Below are 25,036 nucleotides of genomic sequence, written 5' to 3' on the forward strand. Positions count from 1 at the left end.
CCGTGACTAAGCGCACTGGGGCCCACCGCCTCCCGTCGACGAAACTCGATTCAACGCCGGAACAACAGCCGGCCGAGTTCGAGAGGAGGCGGGACGGTGGACGAACGCTACGACAGCTACTGCGCGGCGGATCGGCTGTTCTACGACTCGCTCGGCAGCGCCGTCGCGCAGCCCGTCTTCCCGGCCGCCGAGCGCCCCATCCCGACCGGCTGGCGCCGCGAGCCGCTCGACGACTGGCTGATCTACGCGCCGGACGGCGGTTCGCTGCCGCAGCAGGGCTGGAAGATCCACGTGTCGGCGGGCCTGGCGAACGCCGAGCGGGTGCTGGACGCCGTCTGGAACTACTGCGTCCCCCGCGGCCTGTCCTTCAAGTTCCTCCGCGGGCCCCGCACGCTGCTGCTGCGCAACTCCAAATACGCCGCGCGGGCCGCCAGCGGCAAGTTCATCACGGTCTACCCGCGCGACGACGCGGAGCTGGAGCTGGTCTGCAAGGAGCTCGACGAGCTGCTCACCGGCGAGACCGGACCGTACATCCTCAGCGATCTCCGCTACGGCGACGGCCCGGTCCACGTGCGCTACGGCGGCTTCGCCGCCCGCTACTGCCACTCGCCCGACGGTCAGGTGGTGCCGGCGATCGAGGACGACTCCGGCACGTTGGTGCCGGATCGCCGTGAGCCGGTCTTTTACGTACCGCCCTGGATCACCCTGCCCGACTTCCTCGGCCCGCACCTGGCCGCCCGCAACGACACCAGCACCAACCAGGTGCCGTACCGCATCGAACGGGTGATCCACTTCTCCAACGGCGGTGGGCTGTACGTGGGCCGGGATCTGCGTACCGACACCCAGGTGGTGCTGAAGGAGGCCCGACCGCACGCCGGCCTGGACGCGGATGGCACCGACGCCGTCGCCCGGCTGGCCCGCGAGGCCGAGGCCCTGCGGCAACTGGCCGACCTGCCGCAGGTGCCGCGGGTGCACGACGAGTTCGCCCTCGGCGAGCACCGGTTCCTCGCGCTCGAGTTCATCGAGGGTCGGCCGCTGAACAAGGTGCTGGTCGACCGGTACCCGCTGATCGACGCCGACGCGACCGACGACGACCGGGCGGAGTACGCCCGCTGGGCCCGGCACATCCACGAGCAGGTCGAGTCCCTCGTCGCGGCGATCCACGAGCGCGGCCTGGTCTACGGTGACCTGCATCTGTTCAACATCATGATCCGGCCGGACGACCGGGTCGCCCTGGTCGACTTCGAGGTGGCCGCCCCGATCGCCGGGCACCGCCGGCCCGGACTGCGCAACCAGGGCTTTGCGGCACCGCGGGACCGAACCGGCCCGGCCGTCGACCGGTACGCCCTGGCGTGCCTGCGGTTGGCGCTGTTCCTCCCACTGACCCAGCTGGTGCGGCTCGCGCCGGCGAAGGCGGCTCACCTGGCCGACATCATCGCCGCGAACTTCCCGGTGCCGAGGTCCTTCCTCGACCCGGCCGTCGAGGAGATCACCGGTGGCCCCCAGGCCGCCGCCGACCCGCACGGGGCTCTCGGCGCGGATGAGTGGCCCACCACGCGGGACCGACTGACCACGGCGACCCTGGCGAGCGCCACCCCCGAGCGCGACGACCGGCTCTTCCCCGGCGACATCGAGCAGTTCCGCAGCGGCGGCCTCAACCTCGCCCACGGGGCGGCCGGAGTGCTGTACGCGCTCGACAAGAGCGGCGCCGGGCGGTGGCCCGAGCACGAGGACTGGCTGGTGCGGCGGGCGACAGCGCCACCGTCCGGCACCCGCTGCGGCTTCTACGACGGCCTGCATGGCGTGGCGTACGCCCTCGATCACCTCGGACGCCGCCAGGACGCGCTGGACGTGCTCGACATCTGCCTGCGCGAGCCCCTGGATGGGCTCGACCACAGCCTGGCGAGCGGGTTGTCCGGGATCGCGCTCAACCTGGCCGAGCTGGCCGGGCGCACCGGGGAGGCGTCGTTGCGCGACGCCGCCTGGCGGGCCGCCGAGCGGGTGATCGGGCAACTGGCCGACGACCCCGGCCCGGACGTCAGCGGCGGACGCAATCCGTACGCCGGGCTGCTGCGCGGCCGGACCGGACCGGCGCTGATGTTGCTGCGGCTCTACGAGCTCAGCGGTGACGACGAACTGCTGGGACACGCCGCCACGGCACTGCGCCAGGATCTGCGCCGGTGTGTGCTGCGGCCGGACGGCGCCCTGGAGGTCAACGAGGGCTGGCGGACGATGCCGTACCTGGCGCACGGCAGCGTCGGTATCGGGCTGGTCCTCGATGCGTACCTGCGCCACCGGGCCGACGACCGGTTCGCCGAGGCCAGCGCGGGGATCCGCCGCGCGGCGCGGTCACCGTTCTACGCACAGTCCGGGCTCTTCGCCGGCCGTGCCGGCATCATCGCCTACCTCGCCGCCTCGGCCCACGATGCCGACCGCCGGGAACTCGCCGCACAGGTGGACCGGCTGGCCTGGCACGCGCTGCCGTACCGGGACGGGACCGCGTTCCCCGGCGAGCAGTTGCTGCGGCTCTCCATGGACTTCGGCACCGGCACCGCCGGCGTGCTCTACGCGCTGGCCTGTGCGCGACACGACGAGCCGCCGGTGCTGCCCTTCCTCGCGCCCCTGTCGGGCGCGCAGAGACTCCCTCGCGACAGCGGGGGCGACCGGATCGACGAACGGATGGAAGGGAGGTGAACGACATGGCGCTTCTGGACCTCCAGGGCCTGGAGATGGCTCCGGCCGACCGCACGGGTGGCGGTAGCCGGGCGAGCCTGCTGCTCTGCGGCGACAGCTCGCTCTCCGTCACGACCTGCAACTGATCCATCGCAGAACGCGGTCGCCCTGGGCGGGCAGACGTGCCCACCCAGGGCGACCGCGTAGCACTGGGAGGACCGATGCCGACGTTCGAGGCGGGGGACCGGCTGCTGAGGCGGACGGTTCTGGCCGGCGGCGGCTGGACCGGAGGACTCGCGGCGGTCGCGCTGCTCGGCGCGGCCGCTGAACTGCTGCTGCCCGCGGCCCTCGGCCGTGCCGTCGACGCCGCCCTCGCCGGCGGCTCCGGCTGGTGGGCGGTGTCCGCCGGTGCCCTGGTCGTCGTCCTCGTCTGCGTCGACACCCTCACCGACCTGGCCAGCGGATTCGGTGCCGCACGCGCCACCGCGGGACTGCGCCGGCGGCTGCTGCGTCACCTGTTCGCCGTGGATGTCCGCACCACACGCCGCTATCCGGTGGGTGATCTCGTCGGCCGGTTGGTCGGCCAGGCCGCCGACGCGGGACAGGCCGGCAACGCAGTCGTCCTGGCCATCGTGGCGGTGCTTCCACCACTCGGCAGCGTCGTCGCGCTCGCCATCATGGAACCGGTCCTGGGGATCACCCTGCTCGCCGGCCTCGGCCTGCTCGCCGTCCTCATGCGCGCCTTCGTGGCCGACGCCTCGGCCGCGACCGCCGGATACCAGCGGGTGCTCGGGGCCATCGCCGGCCGACTGCTGGAGTCGCTGACCGGTGCCCGGACCATCGCCGCCGCCGCAACCGTCCGCCGCGAGGAGGACCGGGTGCTGGCGGCCCTGCCGGAGCTGGGCCTGCACGGCCGGCGCGCGTGGGAACTGCTGGCCCGGGCGAGTGCGCGTACCTCCGCCGTGGCGCCGCTGCTGCACCTGAGCGTCATCGCGGTCGGCGGGTACGCCCTGACCGCGGGCTGGCTCACGCCGGGCCAACTGGTCGCCGCCGTCCGGTACGCGGCCATGGGCGCCGGCCTCGGTGGGGTGCTCGCCACCCTGAACCACCTGGTCCGCAGCCGCGCCGGGGCACACCGGGTCGCCGAGCTGCTGGAACAGCCCGCCGCACCGGCGGGCGCGCGACCCCTTCCACCCGGCGGCGGGGCCCTGCGACTGCACCGGGTACGCGTGCACGCCGACGACGGCCGGCCCATCCTGGACGGCATCGACCTGGACGTACCGGCCGGCGCGATCGTGGCCGTCGTCGGCGCGTCCGGTGCCGGCAAGTCGACCCTGGCCGCCGTGGCGGGACGGCTGCACGACCCCGACGGCGGTGAGGTGCTACTGGACGGTGTGCCGCTGCGCGACCTCGACGGGGCGACGCTGCGCCGAGCCGTCGGCTATGCGTTCGACCAGCCGGTGCTGATCGGCGCGACCGTCCATGACGCGATCGGCCTGGCGCTGCCGGTCGAGTCCGCCACGCCGCCGGCCGACGGGAGCCCGGCCACGCCGGCGGTCCGTTGGGGGGCCCGTAGGGCGGCGGTCGCCGACGTGATCGACCGTCTGCCCGACGGCTACCGCACCCCACTGGCGGACACGCCGCTGTCCGGAGGCGAGACCCAACGCCTCGGCCTGGCCCGCGCGTTCGCCGCCGAGCGGCTGCTCATCCTGGACGACGCGATGTCCAGTCTGGACACCGCGACCGAGCACCGGATCACCGAGGCGGTTCTCGGACGCGGCGGCGAGCGCACCCGACTGGTGGTCACCCACCGGACCGCTGCCGCCGCCGCGGCCGACCTCGTCGCCTGGCTGGACGGCGGTCGGCTGCGCGGCCTCGCGCCGCACCGGCGACTCTGGGCCGACCCGGACTACCGTGCTCTCTTCCAGCCGGCCGGCGGTGGGCCGTGAGCCGTCCCAGCGTACGACGGGTGACCTGGCGGGCGCTGCGGGCCCGCCGGCGTGACCTCGCCCGGCTCTGCGGCTGGTCGCTCGTCGAGTCGCTGCCCGCGCTGCTCGCCGGCCTCCTGGTCGCCCGCGCCGTCGACGACGGTTTCCTGGCCGGGCGGCTCCTCAACGGCCTGGCGTGGCTGGGGGTACTCGCCGTGACCGTGCTGGTCGGCGCGGCGGCGACCGGTCGGACGTACCGCAGCCTCGGCGCGGTGGTCGAGCCGTTCCGTGACGAGGTGGCCGCTCAGGTGGTCCGGGGTGCCCTGCGCGACGCCACCCGGGCGGGTGGCCGCCCGGACAGCGCGGCCGTGACCCGGCTGACCCACCAGATGGAGATCGTCCGCGACACCTTCGCGGGCCTGCTGATGGTGACCCGCGGTTTCCTCTTCTCCGCCGGCGCGGCCCTGCTCGGCCTGCTCGCCCTGGCGCCGGTGGTGGCGGCGCTGGCCGCCGCGCCGCTGGTCGCCGGTCTGGCCGTGTTCCTCGCCGCGTTGCCGGCGATGGCCGGGCACCAGCGCGCGTACGTCCGGGCTGGTGAACAGCTCGGCCAGTCGGCGTCGGCCGCGCTGGCCGGTCACCGTGACGTGCTGGCCTGCGGCGCGCAGGCACGCGTCACGGCCGACGTGGAACGGCAGGTGTCCGCACAGGCCGCCGCCGAACGCGCCCTCGCCCGGATGGCGGTGATCCGCAGCCTCAGCCTCGGCATCGGCGGCTGGTTGCCGCTGGTCGTGCTGCTCTCGGCCGCTCCGTGGCTGGTCGAACGCGGACTGACGGCGGGCGCGGTGCTGGGGGCGCTGATCTACGTCTCCACCGGCCTGCAACCGGCCCTGCACACGCTGGTGCAGGGCATCGGCGGCGGCGGGCTGCGGTACGCGGTCACCCTGGAGAACATCCTGCGGGCCGGTCCGGTGTCCGGTGGACCCCACCTGCCCACTCCCACCACCCGGACGCCGCGCTCGCGCCCGCCGGCCCGTCCGGTCGACGGCTCACCGGCCGTCGAGGTCCGCGGACTGACCTTCGGCTACGGCCCGAGCGCCCGGCCCGTTCTCCGGAACTTCGCACTGACGCTGGCCGACGGGGATCACCTCGCCGTGGTCGGCCCGAGCGGCGTGGGCAAGTCCACACTGGCCGCCCTGCTCGCCGGTCTGGTGCCGCCGCAGGCGGGCACGGTCCGCCTGGCCGGCGCGACGGTGGCCGACGCCGAGCCGGCCGACCTGGCCCGGATGAGAGTGCTGGTGCCTCAGGAGGCGTACGTCTTCACCGGCAGCCTCGCCGACAACCTCCGCTACCTGCGGCCGGACGCCGACGACGACCTGCTGGAGGTCACCCTCGCCGCGCTCGGTGCGCGCCCCCTGGCGACCCGCCTCGGCGGTCTGGACGCGCCGGTCGTGCCGGCTCTGCTCTCCGCCGGTGAACGGCAGCTCATCGCGGCGGTCCGGGCCTGGCTGGCGCCCGTCCCGCTGGTGGTCCTCGACGAGGCGACCTGTCACCTGGACCCGGCGCTGGAGGCGACCGTCGAGAGTGCCTTCGCCCGGCGGCACGGCAGTCTCGTGGTGATCGCGCACCGGATCAGTTCCGCGCTGCGGGCCGATCGGGTGCTGGTCCTCGACGGCGACGAGCCCGTGGTGGGAACGCACGAGCAGTTGATGGCCCGATCGGCCACGTACCGGGCCCTCGTCGGTTGCTGGGATGATCCGGTGGCGCTGTCCCGGACGGGGGCCCGGCTGAGCTGACCTCCGCGCCCCGAGCCGACGGCGCCGTCAGATCCAGCCTGCCTCGCCTGCCATCCGCACGGCCTCCACCCGGGTGCGCGCACCCGCCTTGCGGGTGATTCGACCGAGGTGGTTGCGGACGGTGCCCCGGCTGAGCCCGAGCGTCGCCGCCACCTCGGCGACCGGCGCCCCGGCCGCTGTCAGCGTCAACACCTCCGTCTCGCGGCTGGTCAGCGGGCTGTCCGAGCGCAGCGCCGCGACGACGAGATCCGCGTCGAGCACCGGCTCCCGGCGAGCGAGCCGGCGGATCCCGTCGATGACCCGCTGGGGGCCCGCGTCGCTGCGCAGGATGCCGACCGTCCGGGTCGGGCAGAGCATGCCGCGCAGCCGCCGTGCCCGATGTGGGTGGGCCAGCACCAGGACGGGGCACCGACCGAAGCGGCTCGGGTCGACTCCCTCGACGACGTCGAGGTCGGCCACCACCACGTCGGGGCGTTGGGCGCGGACGGCCGCGGAGACCGCGTCGCCGCGATCCACCTCCGCCACGACGCGGATGTCGTCCTCGGCGGCGAGGACGAACGACAGCGCGCCCAGCACCAGGGCACCGTCCAAAGCGAGCAGGGTACGGATCACGATGAACCTTTCCGCACTCCGAAGGCGATTACACTACGTCGATATTCAAACACGCATCCGTTGGGCCCGCACGGCGACGGGGGCGGGGCCGGACACGTCCACCGGCCCCGCCCTCGACGGCTACAACCAGCCGTTACTCCGCGCGCGCCACACCGCTTCCAACCGGTTGCGCGCACCGGTCTTGCGCAGGATCACCGAGAGGTGATTGCGCACCGTCCCGTGTGCCAGATAGAGGCGGGCCGCGATCTCCTTCAGGGGCAGACCCTCGGCGGCCATCCGCAGCACGTCCATCTCCCGAGGCGTCAACGGGATCTCCGGAGGGCTCAGCACCGCCACCGCGGCGGCCGGATCGATCGCCCGCTCCCCGGCGGCGAGCGCGCGGATCGCCCGCACCAGCTCCACCAGGGAGCTGTCCTTCCCGAGCAGGCCGCGTGCGCCGGCCGCCAGCGCGGCCTCCACCAGGGCGGGGCTCCACCGAGGGCTCATCGCCAGCACGGCGGCGTGCGGCGCCTCGACGCTGATCCGGGTGACCATCTCCACCGGGTCGGGCGACTCCGGTGTCAGCGCCAGCACCACCACCTGGGGTCTGCACCGGCGTACCACCGTCAACAACTCGCCGACACCCTCGACGTCGGCGACCACCTTCATGTCCTCCTCACCTGACAGCGCGGCGCAGAGCGCACCGCGCAGTAAACCCATGTCCTCGGCGACGACAACGTGGATCACCACGTTTCTCCGATCTCAGGTACGCGTCACACCGGCCACCGATCCCGGAACGTCCACGGGCTGGTCAGGGCGGTCGTGCGCGACGGACGGATAGGCATGGGCCCGCGGCACCGTCACTGCAGACGGGCACGGGCACTGATCGACCAGGCCAGCGGATGGGACCGAGCGTGTCGGCCGGCATCCGGGTCGGTCGACGCGCCTCAGCCCGGGCGGGCGATCGCAGACGGAGCGTGGCTCTCGACGAGGAGTGGCACGAGTTCGCAGGGCACCCCGGAGGCGAGGGGCGACTGCCGGTCGACGGGCCGGATCAGACCCGGCCCCGCCGTCGATCCATTGTCGACGCCGGCGGCCTCCTGGTCGACCGGCGCGACGGGTCGGCCGGGAAGTTCGGCGGCCACCGCCAACGGGGCCGGGCGTGCGGCGAGGTGCCCCTTCGAGGCCGTGGGACGCGTGGGGACGGCGACGGACATCGGCGGCGGCGCGGCGGGAGGCGGCGCTGCCGTGGCACATACGACCACCGGCGCGGCGCGGACGGGCGACACCGCCGAATCCGCCGGTGGTGTCGGCGCGGCCGCCACGGGAGGCGAGTCGGTCATCGGCACGGTGGCCGGCCCGGGCGCTGGGGGAGCGGTCAGCGGAGGTGTCGCCGGAGGGATCACCGCCCTGAGATCGGGCGGTAGAACGGCGTCGGTGACACGGAGAAGCGCCACGATGACAGACTGGATCGGCACTGTCCGTACGATGGCGACGACATGCGGCAGTGGGGCGGTGATCAGGCCCACCGCGAGAGAACCGGCCGGTACGGGCAGCGCGTGTGCCTCGGCCGCGGCGGGGACCGGCCGCGGTGCCGGATCAGCGGCCGGCCGGGACGGGTGCCCATGGCGAGTTGGACGATGAGCCGCGGGCGCTGGGGACGCGGGCCGGAGCCTCGCGCGCTCGGCAGCGCCGGGCGGGACGGCTGCGCCGACTCGAGGCAGCGGCACGGACCCGGGCGACGCGGCCCTGGGCCGGCGAGGCGGCGTCGAGGGTGTCACGTCGCGGGGGGTGACGACGCTACCGATGGCCCCGGCCAGCGGGGCGCGGGGCCGATCAGGGCGGGGTTCGTCGGCCCGCACGACGCGCGGGCGTTCACCCGCGGAGCGCTCCGCGACCGTGAGCCGTGCGATCGGCTCGACCAGAGCGCGGATCTGCCGATGAGGCTCGTTGCCGGGGTCGCTGCGTATCCCGTCGGCGGCGGCCGGCCCCTGGAACAGGGCGGCCAGGAGGAAACCGGCCCCGACGGCAGCCGCGATCAGCACCAACCGCCGGGCGAGCCTGCGCAGTCGGCCGGCCACGGGCGCAGCCGACCGGCTCGACGCAGACATCGTCGTGGTTCCGTTGACGGGACTTCGCACGCGGGCACTACCCCATTCCCTCTGGATTGCTGACCCATAGTAGCGATGCACTCACCTATTCGCATCCGGTGATGCGCGCGGGTCGTCGGCCACGTCATCTCCGCCACGAGGCCGCGCCCTGCTGGCGGCGGACACGGACCCATCGCTGATGCGAAACACTCATTGCGAAAACTATCTCCAGGGGCGTATAAACGAAAGGAGTCTTTCGATTAGGAGTGTCACTCCATGGAACCGACCGGGTCCGAGCGTCGCGTGCGGGTACGCGACGCCACCACGCTGCGCGCGCTCGCTCACCCGCTGCGCCTGCGGTTGCTGCGCTACCTGCTGGCCGCCGGCCCGCGAACCGCCGCCCAGTGCGCCGAGGCTCTCGATGACACGGGCTCGAACTGCAGCTACCACCTGCACCAGCTGGCCCGGCACGGCCTCATCGAACGGGCCCCCGCCGAGGGGACCAACCGACGTGACCGGCCCTGGCGTGCCGCCGCCACCGGGCTCGAATACCTCCCCGACTCCGACGACGCCGACGGACAGCAGGTCAACGACGCACTGACCGCGCTCGAGTTCGACGAGGTGTTCCGGTCGCTGCAGCGCTACCAGAACCGGCAGCACAAGCTGACAGACGAGTGGCGGGGGAGCGCGACCTTCCACAACTACACGCTGTCGCTCACCCCGGAGGAGTTGCGACACCTCACGCTGACCCTGGACGCCGTCATCCGGCCGTACCTGCGCCCCCTGCGCAACGCGCCCCCGAGCGACGCCCGACCGGTCAGCCTCAGCCTGCAGGCCTACCCCACACCGGAATTCGTCTGACATGGTGACGCTGTTGCGTCACCGCGGATTCGTCGTGATCTGGGCCGCGGGGCTCTGCTCGAGCGTGGCGAGCTGGTTGCTGCTCACCGGGCTGCCGATCTACGTGTTCGGTGTGACCGGGTCGGCGTTCACCACCTCCGCCGTCTTCCTCGTCGAGCTGCTGTGCGGCATCACGCTGGGGTCGTTCGCCGGTGCCCTGGCCGACCGCTACGACAGGTTCCGGCTCATGGGCTGCGCCGCCGTGGCGCAGGCGGCAGCGGTGCTTCCCCTGCTCGCCGAACCCGGCCACCATCTGTGGATCATTTGCCTGATCGCTGGCGCCCAGGCCGTGCTGACCCAGACGTTCGACTCCGCCCGCAACGCGGCGCTGCCCAGCCTCGTCGAGCCCGCGCACCTGGTGAGCGCGAACAGCATGGTGGCGCTCAACATCAGTGTGGGACGGCTCATCGGAGGCTCGCTCGGTGGGTTCGCGATCACCCGCGCCGGCACCGGTTACCTCGCCATCGGCGCCGTCGTGGCCTTCACGACCACGGCAGCCCTGATCGTCGTCGGCCGCCGGGCCGCGCGTCGCGGCGTCGCGGCGTCGAACCCACCGGAGCGTACGTCGTCGTTCTTCGCCACCTGGCGGTCCGGCCTCGCGGCGATGCTGCGCAACCACACCGTGCGGGTGACGATGCTGAGCGTGGCGCTGGGTGGCATCGCGCAGGGCCTGTTCGTGGTGCTCTTCGTGGTCTTCGTCAGCCGCGCGCTGCATGCCGACGGCACGCTCACCGGCGTGCTCCGTGGCGTGCAGGCGATCGGCGGTGTGGCCAGCGGGCTCATCGTCGGCATGCTGGGGACGCGGCTCAGCTCCCGGCTGCTGATGAGCCTCGGCGCCACCACGTTCGGCCTGATCAGCGCGGTCATCTGGAACGGGCCGGCGGTCACCCGTCAACCCGGGTGGTACGTCCTGCTGTTCATCCTGGTCGGCGTGCCGGGCGTCGCCTACAGCAGCGGGGCGTTCGCGCAGATTCAGCAGAGCGTGCCGGACACCGATCTCGGCCGGGCCTTCGGCGCGTACTACGCGATCTACAACGCGGCACAGGGCCTGGGCATGGTGGCGGCCGGTCTGCTCGGCGACGCGCTCAGCGTCGTGCTCGTCCTCAACGTGCAGGCCGCGTTGTACCTGGCCTCCGGTGTGGTCGCCTTCGTGGGCCTGCGCCCTGGTGGCCGCGTCGCTCGGTGGTCGGGCAGAAAGATCCTGGTCAGCAGGGACGAGCGCCGGGAGACCGTCGAGTCTGCTCCGTAGCCGCGGCGATCCGGGACGGCTCGCTCACCCTGGCCCAGGCCACCGCACCGACTGACCAGCGCGGGACCGCACGTCGGGTCAGTCGGAGGCCTCGTTGATGAGGTGGCGCAGGTCGTCGGCGCCGTTGCTCTCCGCCCGGTAGCGGATGGCCGGCTTCATCCTGCCGGCGGCGACCGCGAGCGGCCACCGCCGGCGCGGTTGTGGCGTCAGAGTCGGGAGGTGAAGGTGGCCAGGAAGCGGTGCGGGGTGACGACGCCGGCGTTGTCGAAGCAGATCACGTCGACGTCGGCGTTGGTGGTGTACGTCCACGGTTGGGTGAGGTGGCAGTAGTTGCTGCCCGCGCCCTGCGCCACCACCTGGACGTGGGTCTCCTTGAGCCCGATCTGCGGGAAGGTAGCCAGGTAGCGGCCGGCCGGCACCAGCGGCGCCACCGTGTTCGCGCCGACGCCGAGCACCGAGTTGTCGTTGGTCGGCCCACCGACGGCGGTGCCCAGGTAACCGAAGTACGACGGCGGCGCGAGGGAGCCGATCACCGGCCGCCGGCGGTGGTACGACAGGGCGAAGTCGGTGTTGGTGAGCGCGCCGGCCTGGTCGTAGCAGAAGACGTACACCTGCACGTCGCTGCCGACCGCGGCCCAGGAGTAGACCTTGCACCGGCGGGGGCCGGCGTTGGGCTGTACGGCGGTGACCTGCACGTCGCCGGCGAGCACTCCGGCCAGCCCGACCCCGGGCAGCCGCACCAGGTACTGCCCGACCCCCAGTGGCCCGACCGTGTTCACCACGCCCGTCGAGTTGTACGACTGCACCACGACGCCGCCGCCCCACTGCACGTACGCGTGGGAGGGGCCGGCCGGCAGTACGCCCGAACTGGTCGTCCAGAGCACGGTGAACGGGGTGTCCTCGCGCGTGCCGCCGGGCCTGTGGCACTGCACGTCGACGATCTCGTCGGCGCCGGACTGGAACCAGCGAACCACCTCGCAGTAGTGCCCGGTCCGGTTCACCGGGGTCACGTGCGGCACGCCCCGCGAGCTGGCGCCCACCTGTGGGAAGCGGACCTGGAACCGGCCGGGCGCGAGCTTGACGCCGTCCGCCCAGGCGGCCGGGAACGCGGTCTTCCAGCTACCCCACTGCCGGCTGGTGTCCAGCACGGTCCAGACCGGCACCGTGGGGTCCTGCACGTACGCGAACCCCCAGCGGTCGGCGGTGGCCGCGGCGGCCGGTGCCGGTGGTGCGAGCGCGCTGGCGGCCAGGACGGCGGCAAGCGCGGCGGTGACGAACGATCGGAGACGCATGTGTTCCTCCATTCGACGGGAACATGTCGGGGAGGAGTGTGCTTGTCGTGACGTGATGGTCACAGTCGGCTACCGCGTGCTCCGGTGTCGGGTGTCGGCCACCCGGGACCGAGCCGATCGGTGCGGTGAACGGCGGACGGCCCCCTCGCCGGGGCGAGAGGGCCGTCCAGGAGCGCGCCGGCGGGGATCAGCCGCCCGCGAACGTCGGTTCCACTCCGCACTTGGCGTTCTGGTTCAGGCAGGACTTCACCAGGGCACCCAGGTGGCCGGGCTCCCAGGCGTTCATGAAGTCGCCGTGCATCGAGGACGGCTTGCCGGAGGAGAGACTGAGGCCGTCCCCGCCCAGCGACTCGTAGTTGACCATGAAGGAGAGATCGGGCACCGCCACCGGGTACCTGCCGGTGCAGACGCCGTTCACGGGGTCACCCATGTGCGACTTGTGATCGGGCGAGTCGATGTTCCTGCCGTCCCAGCAGTCCTTGAACACCAGCTGGAAGATCAGGTTGCCGCCGGCGGCACAGACCGGCCAGTTGCCGTCTGCGCTGCGGCCGATCTCGGCGCTGCCCGCGCACCAGAACTGGTTACTGCCGCTGCTCTTCGGGGTCTCCACCTGCCGCTTGGCGTCGCCCTCGACGACCCGCAGGCCCGGCGGGAAGGGCTTGACGGTCGACGGGTCCTTGACCCGGGAGCCGTAGTAGACCCGGAAGCTCTTCATCGGTACGGGCTTGCCGTCCTTGCGCAACTCCGGGACCCAGTAGGCGCTCAGGTCACCAGGGGCGTTGCAGGTGGTCTTGGAGGAGAGCAGCTTGTCGGTCGTGGTGAAGGCGTCGACCTTGGGGCCGAAGAAGGTGTGCAGGTGCGAGGCGCCCGACAGGCCGGGCAGGACGATCGGGTCGTCCGGGGCGGAGTTGGCGACCTCGCAGTCGGTGTGGAACTCGGGGACGCGGGTGGTGCCCGGCGGCACGCCTTCGGCTTGATCGCGTTGAAGGCGGCCAACTCCTTGCTCCACGCGGCCTGGTCGACCGGCACCCAGCCGCCGGCCGGCGCGCTCGGAGGAACCGACGCGGACGCGGAGGGGGACGCCGACGGAGTGGAACTTGGTGCCGACGGCGTGGTCGGTGCCGCCGACGCGCTCGGCGACGTCGCCGTCGGGGGGCCGAACGTGAACCAGTTCAGGTTCACGAAGTCCGACGTCGACGTGCTCTTCATGACGGCGAAGACGGTCTGCGGGCCGGCCGGCGCGCTCGACGCCCTGGCCGTGACGGTCGTCCACTTCTGCCAGCCGCCGGTGTGGGCGACCGGGAAACTGGCCAGCAGCGTGCCGGTCTGCGTGCCGAGGCGCAGTTCGACGGCCCCGCCGTCGGTGTTGTGCGCGGCGACCCGGGCCGTCAGCTCCGCGCCGGTTATCGAGACGCCGTCGTACCGCAGCCAGTCGCCGTTGGCGAGCCAGCCGACGTTCCTGCCGCCGTCGGCGTCGCCGGTGCTCTCGGTCTGCGCACCGGACTGCGCCGCGAAGGCCTCCGCCTGGACCCGGCCGTGCACGGCGACCTCCTCGGCCTGGGCGCCGGCGAGGTAGATGCCACTGCCGCCCAACGCGGCGACGACCGCGCAGGCGAGCGTGACGCGGGCGAGGCGACGGCGCTTTCGCGCCCGGTCCGGCAGTGCGACATGCGCGGGGGGAGTCCGCATTACCAGTGGTTTCCTTCTAGTCGGCGATAACGCTCCTGTCGGGTGAAGTATGTGCACGTCCAGAGCCTGCATCAACGTGCGGAAAAAGAATTAAGGAGGGCGGTGGGCAGGTCTCCTGGTAGCCGTCGTCCCGGCTTCGGATAACAGTTTTTCGCCCACGCAGCCTTAATTTTGTTTTAACTCCTTGCAGGCGACCCGGCCCCGCTGATTACGGATTTTGCGGTAACGAATCGTCTTCCGATCGGATACTGGAGGGCATGTCGTCCAGCCCTGGCGCTCCTCGGCTCACGCGCCGGCCGGGGCGGCTGGTCGCCTTCAGCGACGGTGTCTTCGCCATCGCCGTCACGCTTCTCGTGCTGGAGATCCAACCGCCGAAGGACTTCGGACGGCTCCTGCCGGGCCTCGGGGCGTTGTGGCCGTCGTACCTGGGGTACGCGCTGAGCTTTCTGCTCGTCGGGCAGGTGTGGGTCAATCATCACGTCATGTTCGACCGGGTCCGGCACGTCGACCGTCCGGTCCTGTTCCTCAACACGCTGCTCCTGATGGTCATCGCGTTCCTGCCGTTCTCCACGTCGCTGCTCGCCGCCGCGCTCCGCGCGGAGCAGGGGCTGCGGACGGCGGTCGTCGTCTACGGCACGACACTGTGGTTGGCAGCGGCCCTGTTCAACGTCATCTGGGTCCATCTTCGCCGGGCGAGACTCCTGGACCCCAGTCTCGGCGCCTTCGGCGTCCGGGCCATCGGCCGCCGATTCGCACTCGCGCTGGTCTGGATCGGCGGCGGCATCCTCGTCGGCGCGTTCGTGCCGATCGCGGGCGTCGCCATCATCGCGGCCTTCCTGCCCGCCTACTACCTGCCCATCCGCGGCGAGTACGGCGAGGACGACAAGACCACCGACCGCCCCGGCTGAGCCGGACCGGGTGGCCCGGAGACCGGCTCGGCGTACATCGGCGACGAGGCCGTCGAAATATTGTGGGTGCGGCTGTCGATCGGGACCGGCTCTCTTCGTAGCCATGGTGAGAGCCCGGAATCGAGACGGGCCACACCCCGCTGGAGGGCACGATGACCACCACCGCGCAGACCACCCGCACCACGACGTCGGCCTTCCGCGCGCTGATCGGGGCCGGCGTGATCGCCACGGTCGCCGCGAGCGCCGCCACCATGGCCGTCGCCGCCGTCGGCCACGCGGCCGGAATCAGCCTCGACATGAGCGGCGCCCCGATTCCGGTCACGGGGTTCGGCGTGCTGACCGCCGTCTTCTCGTCGATCGGCGTGCTCCTCGCCGTGCTGCTGTCCCGCTTCGCGCGGCGTCCGCGGCGCGCGTTCGTCCGTACGACTGTGGTGCTGACGGTCCTGTCCCTGGTGCCGGACGTGCTCGCCGACGCCGGGACGGCCACCAAGGCGCTGCTGATGCTCACCCACCTGGTCGCGGCCGCGATCGTGATCCCGGCCGTCGCGCGCCGCCTGGCCGCCTGACCTGTTCCACCCATCGTCGAGCTATCGGAGGATCATCATGAAGCAGTACCTGCTGTCCGTGCACTTCGTCGAGGGCGCGCCGACGCCGTCGGACGAGGAGATGGAGATCATGTTCCGGGAGACCGGGCGGATCAACGACGACATGCAGGCCGCGGGCGCCTGGGTCTTCGCCGGGGGGCTCACGTCACCCGACAGCGCCACCGTCGTCCGGGTCGAGAACGGCGCCACCTCCATGAGCGACGGGCCGTTCGCCGAGACGAAGGAACACATCGTCGGATTCTGGGTGATCAAGTGCGCGGACCTGGACCAGGCATTGGCCTGGGCCGAGAGGTGCGCGGCGGCCTGCGGCGCGGTCGAGGTGCGCCCGTTCGACGATCTGTCCCAGGCCTGAGCGGGGAGCCGTCGCCCGACATGGACCTGGCGAGCGTCTACCGCGCGGAGTACGGCCGCTGCGTCGCCACCCTGGCCCGCCTCCTCGGTGACATCAACCTCGCCGAGGAGGCGGTCCAGGACGCCTTCACCACGGCGCTGCAGAAGTGGCAGACCCTGCCACCCAACCCCGGCGCCTGGATCGTGACGACCGCACGCAACCGGGCCATCGATCGGCTCCGCCGGGAGTCGACCCGCGAGGCCCGGCACGCCCAGGCCCTGCTGCTGCACCAACAGGACGAGCCCCAGGAGGTGGGACCGGTGAAGGACGACCAGCTACGACTCATCTTCATCTGCTGTCACCCGGCGCTCGCCCCGGACGCGCGGACGGCCCTCACGCTCCGTCTGCTCGGCGGTCTCGAGGTACCGGAGATCGCCCGGGCCTACCTGGTTCAGGAAACGACAATCGCGCAGCGGATCGTGCGCGCGAAGAAGAAGATCCGGGACGCCGGCATCCCGTACCGGGTACCCGCTGAACACGAGCTGCCGGACCGGCTGCCGCCCGTGCTCACCGTGCTCTACCTGATGTTCAACGAGGGCTACGCCTCCACCGCCGGGCCACTGATCAGAACGGACCTGTGCGCCGAGGCGATCCGGCTCGCCCGCGAGCTGGCCGCGTTGATGCCCGACGAACCCGAGGTCCTGGGCCTGCTCGCTCTGCTGCTGCTGACCGAGGCGCGCCGGCCGGCCCGGCTCGGCCCGACCGGCGAACTGGTGCTCCTCGCCGACCAGGACCGGTCACTGTGGAGCCGGGCACTCATCGCCGAGGGCCACGATCTGGTCCGGCGCTGCCTGCGGCGTAACCGGCCCGGGCCGTACCAGATCCAGGCCGCGATCGGCGCGGTGCACACCGATGGCGCGGCCACCGACTGGCCGCAGGTTCTGGCGCTGTACGACCAGCTCTTCGCGCTCGCGCCGACCTCAGTCGTCGCGCTCAACCGTGCCGTCGCGGTCGCCGAGGTGCACGGGCCGGCGGCGGCCCTCGCCGCGTTGGCTGACGTCGACCTCCCGGGCTACCACCGGCTGCCCGCCACCCGGGCCGAGCTGCTGGCCCGGCTCGGACGCGACTCCGAGGCCCGCGCCGCCTACGACCAGGCCATCGCACTGACCAGCAACGAGACCGAGCGCGCCTTCCTGCGGACGCGTCGTACCGAACTCACCCACCCGAGGAGACCATCGTGACCGCCACCTACACCTTCGACGTCTTCGCCAGCCTCGACGGCTTCGGCGCCAGCACTGGCAACTGGGGCGGCTACTGGGGTAAGCAGGGGCCGGAGCTGCTGGAGCGCCGACTCGCCACGTACGGCGAGGACCAGCGAATGGTCTTCGGCGGCGGCACCTACCGGGTGTTCGTGGGAATGCTGGCCGACAGCACCGAGGAGTCCGACGTCCGGGACGCGTGGGTCACCCGCATGGTCAACCTTCCGGCGACGATCGTGTCGAACACGGTGCAGGGCCCCCTCGACTGGCCGGACGGGACCATCGTGCGCGGTGACGCCGTCGACGTCGTCGCCCGGCTCAAGGAGGAGTCCGAGGTGCCGTTGCGGTCACACGGCAGCCTCTCGATGAACCGGGCACTGCTGGCCGCCGGTCTGGTCGACTTCGTTCAGGTGACGCTCTTTCCGGTGCTCACCGGTCAGACCGGAACGGAGCCGATCTTCCACGGGATGGCCGACTACGACCTGGAGCTGATCGAGAGCCGGACGCTGGACTGCCGCTCCCAGGAACTCATCTACCGACCCACCCTGCACAGCTGAGTCGTCCCTGCCACCCGACGGTGGCGCGGTGCCGCCGGCCGTGCCTGGTGATCCCCGGCGGCGGCACCGGACGCCCACCCGTGCCGGTCAGCAGCGCACCTCGGTCTCCTTCTGCGCCACGTCGGAGATCCCACCGAGGGCCCGGGTGCACACCGTCAGCGTGTTGGCGCCCAGCGACCAGACGTCCGGGCCGCTCGAGCACTGCAGGTCGCGAAGCGTGCTTCCGGTGACGATCGAGGTGCAGACCTGGTAGAAGCCGTGGCTGGCCCGGTACTGCTGCCACACGTACGTGTAGGCGTAGTTCTTGCCGCAGCCCTTGTACTGCTTGACCGAGGCGGCGGTCTGCCCGCCGACGGTGACGTACGCCGTCGCGCCGATCTGCACCGAGCTCGCGCAGCGCGGGTTCGTCTCGGCGTGGGCGGGGCCGGCGAACGCCAACGTCGCGGGCGCAGCCAGCCCAGCGGCCGCGAGGATGCGTACGCCGCGTCGGGAAAGGCTCTTCATCGATGACCTCCTTCAATGCACCGGGACCGTCGATCCCCGTGTCGTCGATGCACCACATTGATGGTCACCGTGGCCCGTTCGGTAGCCTCTGACACGCCTTGACAACGTCTGACGGAGTCGTCTGACATGGGGGACTGATGAAGGACCAGCGTGCCGCCGCGGAGTCGAGTCAGGACGGACGGGCCGCCGAGAGGTTCGCCGAGCAGTTGCGGACACTGCGCAGCGCCGCGGGAGACCCGTCGTTCCGCAAGATGGCGGGGCGGTCGGGTCGGATCTCGCACACGACCCTGCACGAGGCCGCCGCCGGGACCAGGTTTCCCTCGTGGGAGACCACGCGGGAGTTCGTCCGAGCCTGCGAGGCGGACGAGGCCCAGTGGCGGCGCCGATGGGAGGACGCGCAGCGCCCGGGGATGGCCCAGCCCAGCGGGGACGGTGACCTCGCGCCGGTCGTCGCCGCGTCCGCGCCGACGGAGCAGGGCGCGTTGCAGGTCGTGGAGTATCCGCGGGCCGCGGATGGCGTCGCGAGTACGCGGCGGCGTCGCCTGCCGTGGCTCAACGCCGCCGCGGTGGTGCTGGTGGTGGCGGTGGCCGCCGTCCTGGGCCTGATCGTTCGTGGCCGGTCGGGCCCCGACGGCTCCGGCACCCCGACCGCGTCACCGTCGTCGGTGGCGTCGCCGTCCACGACGGCGTTCTCGGACTCGCTGATTCCCGGGGACTCGAGCAGGTTCGTCGCCGACGTCACCATCCCCGACGGCACCCAGGTGAAGGTGAACACCCAGTTCGACAAGGTGTGGGCTCTCGCGAACGTGGGAGGGGTCGACTGGCACCACCGGTACCTGGCGCGTACGGAGCCCACCGCCGACGGTGACGGTTGCCAGACACCGAATCGGGTGCCGATCGGTGACACGCCGCCCGGTGAGCAGGTGATGATCCGCGTTCGGGTCACCGCGCCGAGCCGCCCCGGCAGGTGCTGGGTCAGTTGGAAGATGGTCGACGAGACCGGGCGGGAGTACTTCCCCACCCGGCGGCCGGTGTACTTCATGGTCACCGTGACCGCCTGACGAATCGCCCCGAGCGGCGTGCGGATGCGCACGCTCGATGTCAGGCGCGGGCTCGACCCAAGCTGACAACACCGCGTTCATCGAGGTCGGTGACGGCCTGACGGATCTGACAGGACACCGGGGGTACCGAACAGCGGGGCACTTCTCGCAGGGTGATGTCGCACCGAGAACGACTCACCAGCTACGAGGAGGACCCATCTTGCGCCGTCCCTGGTTAACCGTCGGGCTCGCCGCGCTCTGCGTGGCCGTCGGCGTCCCGGCCCACGCGGCGGCATCCGGCGCCACAGCGCAGCCGACCGCCGCCACGGCCGCGCGGCCGGTCGTGGACATGGAGGCCACCGTCCTGGCCGCCCAGATCGACCCCCGCCGGGCCGACAACACACTGACTCCGGGTGCGAAGAACTCCGTGCTCGCCGTGGAGCAGGCGTTGCAGGCGCAGGGCCTGCTGAACGCGCAGTGGGTCGACGGCTACTTCGGCACGGTGACCGTCTCGGCGTACGCGGCGTACCAACGCTCACTCGGCTACACCGGGCTGGCCGCGAACGGGCTGCCCGGCACGACGTCGCTGACGAAGCTCGGGCTGAACCGCTACACCGTCGGCAACACGATCGGTCCGGGCGCGAAGGTCCAGCGCGACGGGTACGTCGTCAACGCCCGTACCCAGGCGATGCTGGCCGAGGCCCAGCGTCTGCTCGGTTACACCCTGGTGCTCGACCAGGGCTCGTACAACCCCGGGGGCGACCCCACCTCGGCCGGTACGCACGACGGCGGGGGTGTGGTGGACATCGCGGTCACCGGCATGACCGCGGCCCGGCGCACCGCCGTCGCCCGGGCCCTGCGCCAGGTCGGCTTCGCCGCCTGGGTCCGCAACCCGAACCAGGGCGACTGGCCATGGCACATCCACGCCACGGCGATCAACGACACGGACCTGTCCAGTCAGGCGCAGCACCAGGTCGGCGACTACTACCTCGGCATGAACGGCCTGGCCAACCAGGGACCGGACGACGGCCCCCAGATCCCGATCAAGACCTGGGAGCAGTACCAGCGCGGGCAGTGACCCGCACCCCCTCACCGTTCTGAAAGGACACCATGAACATCCGTAAGAGCCTCGCCGCCGTCGGCGTCGCGCTGGCCGCGACCACCTCGATCCTCAGCGTCGCATCGCCCGCGTCGGCGGCGGCCCGAGACGGGGTCTGCGACAGCGGCGAGTTCTGCTACTACTACAACAGCGACAACGCGGGATCGATCTCGGACTTCACCGGATCGCTCGACGACTACGGCACCGAGCAGCCCTCGTGCTACGACTTCAAGGGCGCTGGCGCTGGCAAGGGCCTGTGCATCAAGAACGAGGCCGCCTCGGTCTGGAACCGCAGCACCAAGACCGTCCGCGTCTACTACAACAGCGGCTACGCCGGTTCTTACCAGGACTTCGCGGCCGGCGCGAAGGGCAACCTCAACGCCACGCTGAAGAACAACAACGCCTCGCACCAGTTCTCGCCGTCGACGCGCACGAACCTGTCGTACGCCCTGTACCAGGCCAGCGGCGGCACGGTCACGTGCGGCTTCGACGGTTACACCACCACGCCCGGCCGGCACGAGGGCATCGACATCGCCCGCAGCGTCGGCTCGGACGTGCGCGCCCTGGTCTCCGGAACGGTCATCTACGTCGCGCAGGGCAGCACCGGCAGCGGCGGCCTGTCCACGATCTCCGTCTACAACTCCTCGCTCAACAAGACGGTGATCTACCTGCACACCGCGCCCAGGTCCGGGGTGAGCGTGGGCGACGCCATCAGCAAGGGCGAGATCATCGCCGATGAGTCGTGGCACGGAGTGTCCTCCAGCTCGGGTGCGCACACCCACGTCGAGGTCCGGGCCGGCCGGCAGACCCACGCGGCCGTCAGCGTCGGCGACCCCACCCTGGACAACGCCGACCCGACCGCGTTCTGGAACTCCCAGGGCTACAACGAGAGGTAGGACGCCATGAATATCCGCAAGGGCCTCGCCGTCGTCGGCGCCGTCCTCGCCATGTCCACCTCCATCCTGAGTGTCGCCTCGCCGGCAGCGGCGGCCGAACGGGACGGAACCTGCGACAGCGGCGAGTTCTGCTACTACTACAACAGCAACCAGGCCGGCTCGGTCTCCGACTTCACCGACTCGCTGGACGACTACGGCACGACCCAGCCGACCTGCTACGACTTCAAGGGCGCGGGTTCCGGCAAGGGCCTGTGCGTGAAGAACAACGCGGCGTCGGTGTGGAACCGGACCGGCAAGACCGTGCGGGTCTACTTCAACAGCAACTTCGCCGGCGCCACCCAGGACTTCGCATCCGGGGCGAAGGGCAACCTCAACGCCACGCTGAAGAACAACAACGCCTCGCACGAGCTGTTGAGCGGACCGACGGGCTGTAGCACCGACGGCACCAACAGCAAGCTGCCGAGCACCATCCTCGTCTACCGGGTCAGTCTCGGACGAGTCGATCGGGTCGACTTCAAGACGTACGTCAAGAACGTCCTCCCGAACGAGTGGGTGACGAGCTGGCCGGCCGCCTCGCTGGACGCCGGTGCGATGGCCGTCAAGAGCTACGGGTGGTACTGGGCGCTGCACTCGACCCGGAAGACGTCCGGCGGCCAGTGCTACGACGTTCGGGACGACACCGGCGACCAGGTCTACCGGCCGTCGTCGGCGCAGACGTCGACGTCGGCGGCGGTGGACCGGACCTGGTCGACCCGGATGACCCGGAGCGGCAACATCCTGCGGGCGCACTACTGTGCGACCACCACCGCGTGCGGTGGCTGGGTGGACGGGGACTGGCTGTCGCAGTACGGCTCGCGTGACCTCGCCAACTCGGGCAGCAACTACCAGGCGATCCTGCGTTACTACTACCGCGACGTGGTCATCTCCTGACGTCACGCGTCGACCGTGCCGCCCGCCGCACCTCCGCGGCGGGCGGCACGCGCGTGGGGAGCCCGGCGCGGCCGGGTCGGCCGCCGGGCCGACAGGACGCGTCCGCGCCGGTCGTACGGCGACGGGTGGCAGACTCGTCGGCGTGAACGACATGGCCGCATCGACGGTGGACGGCGAGCTGGAGAGCGTCAGTCTGGTGGACCTCGCCGTCTCCCGGCTGACCCGGGAGATCCTCAGCGGCAAGAGCGACCCGGGTGAACGCCTCGTCGAGGAGCAGTTGACCCGCCGGCTGGGGATCAGCCGGGCTCCGCTGCGGGAGGCGCTGCGGTTGCTGGCCCAGCAGGGCCTGGTCGAGCACGTGCCCCGGCGCGGAGTCCGGGTGGCCACCCTGTCCGACCGCGACGTGCGGGAGCTGTACGAGCTGCGGGACGTGTTGGAACGATTCTCGGTGCGAGCGGGGATCCCGGTCGGCCGGGAGAGCGACCTGGCGGGGCTGCGGGCGACGCTGGACCAGATGCGGGAGGCGACCCGGGCCGGCGACCGGATGACGGTCGCGGAGTCGCACCGGGCGTTCCACGTCGCGCTGGTGGCGCTCGCCGGCAACCGTCAACTCTCCGCCGTGTACGGCTCGATCCTGGTGAAGTTGCAGCTCTACATGGCGATCAACCTGCGCCGCGAGGCGGAGGTGGCGCAGCCGCTGGACGGGGTCCACCGGCACGAGCGGCTGTTCGAGGCGGTCGTCGGGGGAGACCCCGAGGAGGTTCTCGCCGTGCTGTCCGCGCACGGGGCGCGTTCGTACCTCGACTAGGCCCCCGGCCGGGGTACGCGTGCCGTCATGTCCTCGTTACAGAGCGCGTGATTCGCTGTAACAGAACGGTCGACAATCGACAGTATGCCAGAACGAGTGGAGTCCATCTCGGAGCTTCGGACGGCGTACCGCGAGGGTGGCCGGACCCCCGTCGACCAGGCCGAGCGCATCCTGGACGGCCTGGCCGGGCGCGACGGCGAGCCGGTCTGGATCAGCACCGTCCCGGCCGACCGGCTGCGCGAACGGGCCGAGTCGCTGACCCGCCACGGTGATCCGGCACTGCCGCTGTACGGGATCCCGTTCGCGGTCAAGGACAACATCGACGTCGCCGGCATGGTCACCACGGCCGGCTGCCCCGACTTCGGATACCTGGCCGCCGAGGACGCTCCGGTGGTGCGCCGACTGCTCGACGGCGGCGCGCTGCTCGTCGGCAAGACCAACCTGGACCAGTTCGCCACCGGCCTCACGGGGGCCCGCTCGCCGTACGGCAGTTGCCAGAGCGTCTTCGGCGGCGGCCTCATCTCCGGCGGCTCCAGCTCCGGCTCCGCGGTCGCGGTCGCCGCGGGCCAGGTCAGCTTCGCCCTGGGTACGGACACCGCCGGCTCCGGCCGGGTGCCCGCGGCGCTCAACGGGATCGTCGGCCTCAAGCCCACCCGGGGTCTGCTCAGCACGGCCGGCGTGGTGCCGGCCTGCCGTTCGCTGGACTGCGTGTCGGTCTTCGCCCCTGACGTGGCCGGCGCCCTCGACGTGCTGCACGCCGCCCGTGCCGTCACCTCGGCCGACCCGTGGGGACGTCCGTTGCCGGCCGAGCGGGTGGTTCCCCGCATGCCGGGGACCCTACGCCTCGGGGTGCCGCGGGCAGAAGACCTCGAATTCTTCGGCGACACCGGGCAGGAGGCCCGGTTCGCCGCCGGCGTGCAACTGCTGCGTACCCTCGTCGGGTCCCCGCGGTCGGTGCCGCTCGGCCCCTTCTTCGCGGCGGGGGACCTGCTCTACCAGGGGCCCTGGGTGGCCGAGCGGCTCGTCGCGCTGGGCGGTTTCCTGCGGTCGCACCCGGAGTCGGTCCTCGCGGTCACCCGGGCCGTGTTGGAGACCGGGTGGCGCTACGACGCGATCGACGCCTTCCGGGGCCAGCACCGGCTGCGCGAGCTGCGCGCGCAGGTCGACCAGCTCTGGCAGGACGTCGACGTGCTGGTCGTGCCCACCGTCGGCACCACGTTCACGCTCGACGAGATCGCCGAGGACCCGATCGGGCGCAACGCCATGCTCGGCCGCTACACCCAGTTCGCCAACCTGCTCGACCTGGCCGCCGTGACCGTACCCAACGGGTTCACCGCCGCCGGCCGGCCGGCGAGCCTGACCCTGCTCGGCCCGGCGTTCAGCGACACCACACTGGCCCGGCTGGCCGCCACCCTCACCGAGGGCGGTCCACCGACCGGGGCGGTCGAGTCCAGCTCACCGCAGGCGCAGCGCCCGGCGGACGTGCTGATCGCCGTGGTCGGCCGGCACCTGGCCGGCGAGTCCCGCAACGGCGAGCTGCTCGGGCACGGCGCGGTCCTCGCCGGCACCGCCCGCACCGCGCCGCTCTACCGGCTCTACCGCATGGACACGTCCGACGGCGAGGGACTGCCCGGTCTGGTCCGGATCGCCCCGGACGGGCCGTCGGGCCATCCCATCGAGGTCGAGCTGTGGCGGTTGCCCAGCGCCGCGGTCGGTGGGCTGCTGGCCGGCGTGCCCGCACCCCTCTCGCTCGGGTGGGTCCGCCTGCACGACGGGCGGGACGTGCTCGGTTTCCTCTGCGAAGCGTATGCCGCGGGCCCGCCGGCCGAGGACATCAGCGCCAGCGGTGGGTGGCGGGCCTACCGCCGTTCCGCCGTCCGGCGCTGACGCGGGC

At 72.0% G+C, this 25,036-nt stretch carries 23 protein-coding genes and 1 pseudogene; 17 read left to right on the plus strand and 7 right to left on the minus strand.

What is annotated here, in order from left to right:
- Nucleotides 1-96: 96 nt before the first annotated feature.
- From lanKC to ABZT87_RS24790, 4 genes are all read left to right on the plus strand, one after another.
- A complete protein-coding gene (gene lanKC, locus ABZT87_RS24775) occupies nt 97-2,694 on the plus strand; it encodes a class III lanthionine synthetase LanKC (RefSeq protein ID WP_355138436.1) in 2,598 nt (865 codons plus the stop codon).
- A gap of 5 nt (nt 2,695-2,699) precedes the next feature.
- Nucleotides 2,700-2,819, plus strand: coding sequence for a SapB/AmfS family lanthipeptide (locus ABZT87_RS24780; protein ID WP_013734295.1), 120 nt, complete (start codon nt 2,700-2,702; stop codon nt 2,817-2,819).
- A 75-nt stretch (nt 2,820-2,894) separates the two neighbouring features.
- On the plus strand, nt 2,895-4,622 hold the full coding sequence (locus ABZT87_RS24785; RefSeq protein WP_355138438.1) for an ABC transporter ATP-binding protein: 1,728 nt from the start codon (nt 2,895-2,897) through the stop codon (nt 4,620-4,622).
- Entirely contained in the window at nt 4,619-6,394 is a 1,776-nt protein-coding gene (locus ABZT87_RS24790; protein WP_355138440.1) for an ABC transporter ATP-binding protein, read from the plus strand. Before ABZT87_RS24785 ends, ABZT87_RS24790 begins: the two co-directional genes overlap by 4 nt.
- Before the next feature lie 27 nt (nt 6,395-6,421).
- Here ABZT87_RS24790 and ABZT87_RS24795 read toward each other — a convergent pair whose 3' ends face one another.
- The 3 genes from ABZT87_RS24795 to ABZT87_RS24805 all read right to left on the minus strand — a co-directional run bounded on the left by ABZT87_RS24795 (nt 6,422) and on the right by ABZT87_RS24805 (nt 8,442).
- Entirely contained in the window at nt 6,422-7,006 is a 585-nt protein-coding gene (locus ABZT87_RS24795) for a response regulator transcription factor (RefSeq protein WP_354855509.1), read from the minus strand.
- 120 nt (nt 7,007-7,126) lie between these two features.
- On the minus strand, nt 7,127-7,732 hold the full coding sequence (locus ABZT87_RS24800) for a response regulator transcription factor (protein ID WP_355138442.1): 606 nt from the start codon (nt 7,730-7,732) through the stop codon (nt 7,127-7,129).
- A 200-nt stretch (nt 7,733-7,932) separates the two neighbouring features.
- Nucleotides 7,933-8,442, minus strand: a complete 510-nt coding sequence (locus ABZT87_RS24805; protein WP_355066544.1) for a hypothetical protein — start codon at nt 8,440-8,442, stop codon at nt 7,933-7,935.
- 909 nt (nt 8,443-9,351) lie between these two features.
- Here ABZT87_RS24805 and ABZT87_RS24810 point away from each other — a divergent pair.
- Both ABZT87_RS24810 and ABZT87_RS24815 read left to right on the plus strand, forming a co-directional pair.
- Nucleotides 9,352-9,936 carry a winged helix-turn-helix domain-containing protein gene (locus ABZT87_RS24810; RefSeq protein WP_354855506.1) on the plus strand — a complete coding sequence of 195 codons (585 nt, stop codon included), beginning with the start codon at nt 9,352-9,354 and terminating at the stop codon, nt 9,934-9,936.
- A gap of 34 nt (nt 9,937-9,970) precedes the next feature.
- Nucleotides 9,971-11,224, plus strand: coding sequence for an MFS transporter (locus tag ABZT87_RS24815; RefSeq protein WP_355138444.1), 1,254 nt, complete (start codon nt 9,971-9,973; stop codon nt 11,222-11,224).
- A gap of 206 nt (nt 11,225-11,430) precedes the next feature.
- On the opposite strand, the gene ABZT87_RS24820 is transcribed toward ABZT87_RS24815, so the two are convergent.
- The 3 genes and pseudogenes from ABZT87_RS24820 to ABZT87_RS24830 form a co-directional block, all read right to left on the minus strand.
- Nucleotides 11,431-12,516, minus strand: coding sequence for a hypothetical protein (locus tag ABZT87_RS24820; RefSeq protein ID WP_355138446.1), 1,086 nt, complete (start codon nt 12,514-12,516; stop codon nt 11,431-11,433).
- A gap of 187 nt (nt 12,517-12,703) precedes the next feature.
- Nucleotides 12,704-13,480 (minus strand): DUF1996 domain-containing protein, encoded by a 777-nt coding sequence (locus tag ABZT87_RS24825; protein ID WP_355138448.1) that lies wholly within the window; start codon nt 13,478-13,480, stop codon nt 12,704-12,706.
- Nucleotides 13,481-13,731: 251 nt separating this feature from the next.
- Nucleotides 13,732-14,277 (minus strand): annotated as a pseudogene (locus ABZT87_RS24830) (carbohydrate-binding protein); the annotation flags it as partial.
- A gap of 185 nt (nt 14,278-14,462) precedes the next feature.
- On the opposite strand from ABZT87_RS24830, the gene ABZT87_RS24835 reads away from it, so the two are divergent.
- The 5 genes from ABZT87_RS24835 to ABZT87_RS24855 all read left to right on the plus strand — a co-directional run bounded on the left by ABZT87_RS24835 (nt 14,463) and on the right by ABZT87_RS24855 (nt 17,865).
- A complete protein-coding gene (locus ABZT87_RS24835; protein ID WP_355138450.1) occupies nt 14,463-15,113 on the plus strand; it encodes a TMEM175 family protein in 651 nt (216 codons plus the stop codon).
- Nucleotides 15,114-15,265: 152 nt separating this feature from the next.
- Nucleotides 15,266-15,679, plus strand: coding sequence for a DUF6069 family protein (locus tag ABZT87_RS24840; protein ID WP_354855501.1), 414 nt, complete (start codon nt 15,266-15,268; stop codon nt 15,677-15,679).
- Between the two features lie 37 nt (nt 15,680-15,716).
- On the plus strand, nt 15,717-16,070 hold the full coding sequence (locus ABZT87_RS24845; protein WP_354855500.1) for a YciI family protein: 354 nt from the start codon (nt 15,717-15,719) through the stop codon (nt 16,068-16,070).
- Between the two features lie 20 nt (nt 16,071-16,090).
- Nucleotides 16,091-17,290 carry an RNA polymerase sigma factor gene (locus ABZT87_RS24850; protein ID WP_355138452.1) on the plus strand — a complete coding sequence of 400 codons (1,200 nt, stop codon included), beginning with the start codon at nt 16,091-16,093 and terminating at the stop codon, nt 17,288-17,290.
- The gene (locus ABZT87_RS24855) at nt 17,287-17,865 is read left to right on the plus strand and encodes a dihydrofolate reductase family protein (protein ID WP_355138454.1); all 579 of its coding nucleotides are present in this window, start codon (nt 17,287-17,289) and stop codon (nt 17,863-17,865) included. Before ABZT87_RS24850 ends, ABZT87_RS24855 begins: the two co-directional genes overlap by 4 nt.
- Before the next feature lie 87 nt (nt 17,866-17,952).
- On the opposite strand, the gene ABZT87_RS24860 is transcribed toward ABZT87_RS24855, so the two are convergent.
- Nucleotides 17,953-18,369, minus strand: a complete 417-nt coding sequence (locus ABZT87_RS24860; RefSeq protein WP_354855497.1) for a hypothetical protein — start codon at nt 18,367-18,369, stop codon at nt 17,953-17,955.
- A gap of 137 nt (nt 18,370-18,506) precedes the next feature.
- Here ABZT87_RS24860 and ABZT87_RS24865 point away from each other — a divergent pair, with 137 nt between their 5' ends.
- From ABZT87_RS24865 to atzF, 6 genes are all read left to right on the plus strand, one after another.
- Entirely contained in the window at nt 18,507-19,430 is a 924-nt protein-coding gene (locus ABZT87_RS24865; RefSeq protein ID WP_354855496.1) for an NBR1-Ig-like domain-containing protein, read from the plus strand.
- A gap of 199 nt (nt 19,431-19,629) precedes the next feature.
- On the plus strand, nt 19,630-20,487 hold the full coding sequence (locus ABZT87_RS24870) for a peptidoglycan-binding domain-containing protein (RefSeq protein WP_355066535.1): 858 nt from the start codon (nt 19,630-19,632) through the stop codon (nt 20,485-20,487).
- Nucleotides 20,488-20,519: 32 nt separating this feature from the next.
- Entirely contained in the window at nt 20,520-21,404 is an 885-nt protein-coding gene (locus tag ABZT87_RS24875) for a peptidase inhibitor family I36 protein (RefSeq protein WP_354855494.1), read from the plus strand.
- Between the two features lie 6 nt (nt 21,405-21,410).
- The gene (locus ABZT87_RS24880) at nt 21,411-22,334 is read left to right on the plus strand and encodes a SpoIID/LytB domain-containing protein (protein WP_355138456.1); all 924 of its coding nucleotides are present in this window, start codon (nt 21,411-21,413) and stop codon (nt 22,332-22,334) included.
- A gap of 151 nt (nt 22,335-22,485) precedes the next feature.
- On the plus strand, nt 22,486-23,142 hold the full coding sequence (locus tag ABZT87_RS24885; protein ID WP_355066601.1) for a GntR family transcriptional regulator: 657 nt from the start codon (nt 22,486-22,488) through the stop codon (nt 23,140-23,142).
- Nucleotides 23,143-23,226: 84 nt separating this feature from the next.
- Nucleotides 23,227-25,029, plus strand: a complete 1,803-nt coding sequence (gene atzF / locus ABZT87_RS24890) for an allophanate hydrolase (RefSeq protein WP_355138458.1) — start codon at nt 23,227-23,229, stop codon at nt 25,027-25,029.
- Nucleotides 25,030-25,036: the final 7 nt, after the last annotated feature.

The organism is Micromonospora sp. NPDC005237, assembly GCF_040607775.1.
Classification (GTDB): Bacteria; Actinomycetota; Actinomycetes; order Mycobacteriales; family Micromonosporaceae; genus Micromonospora.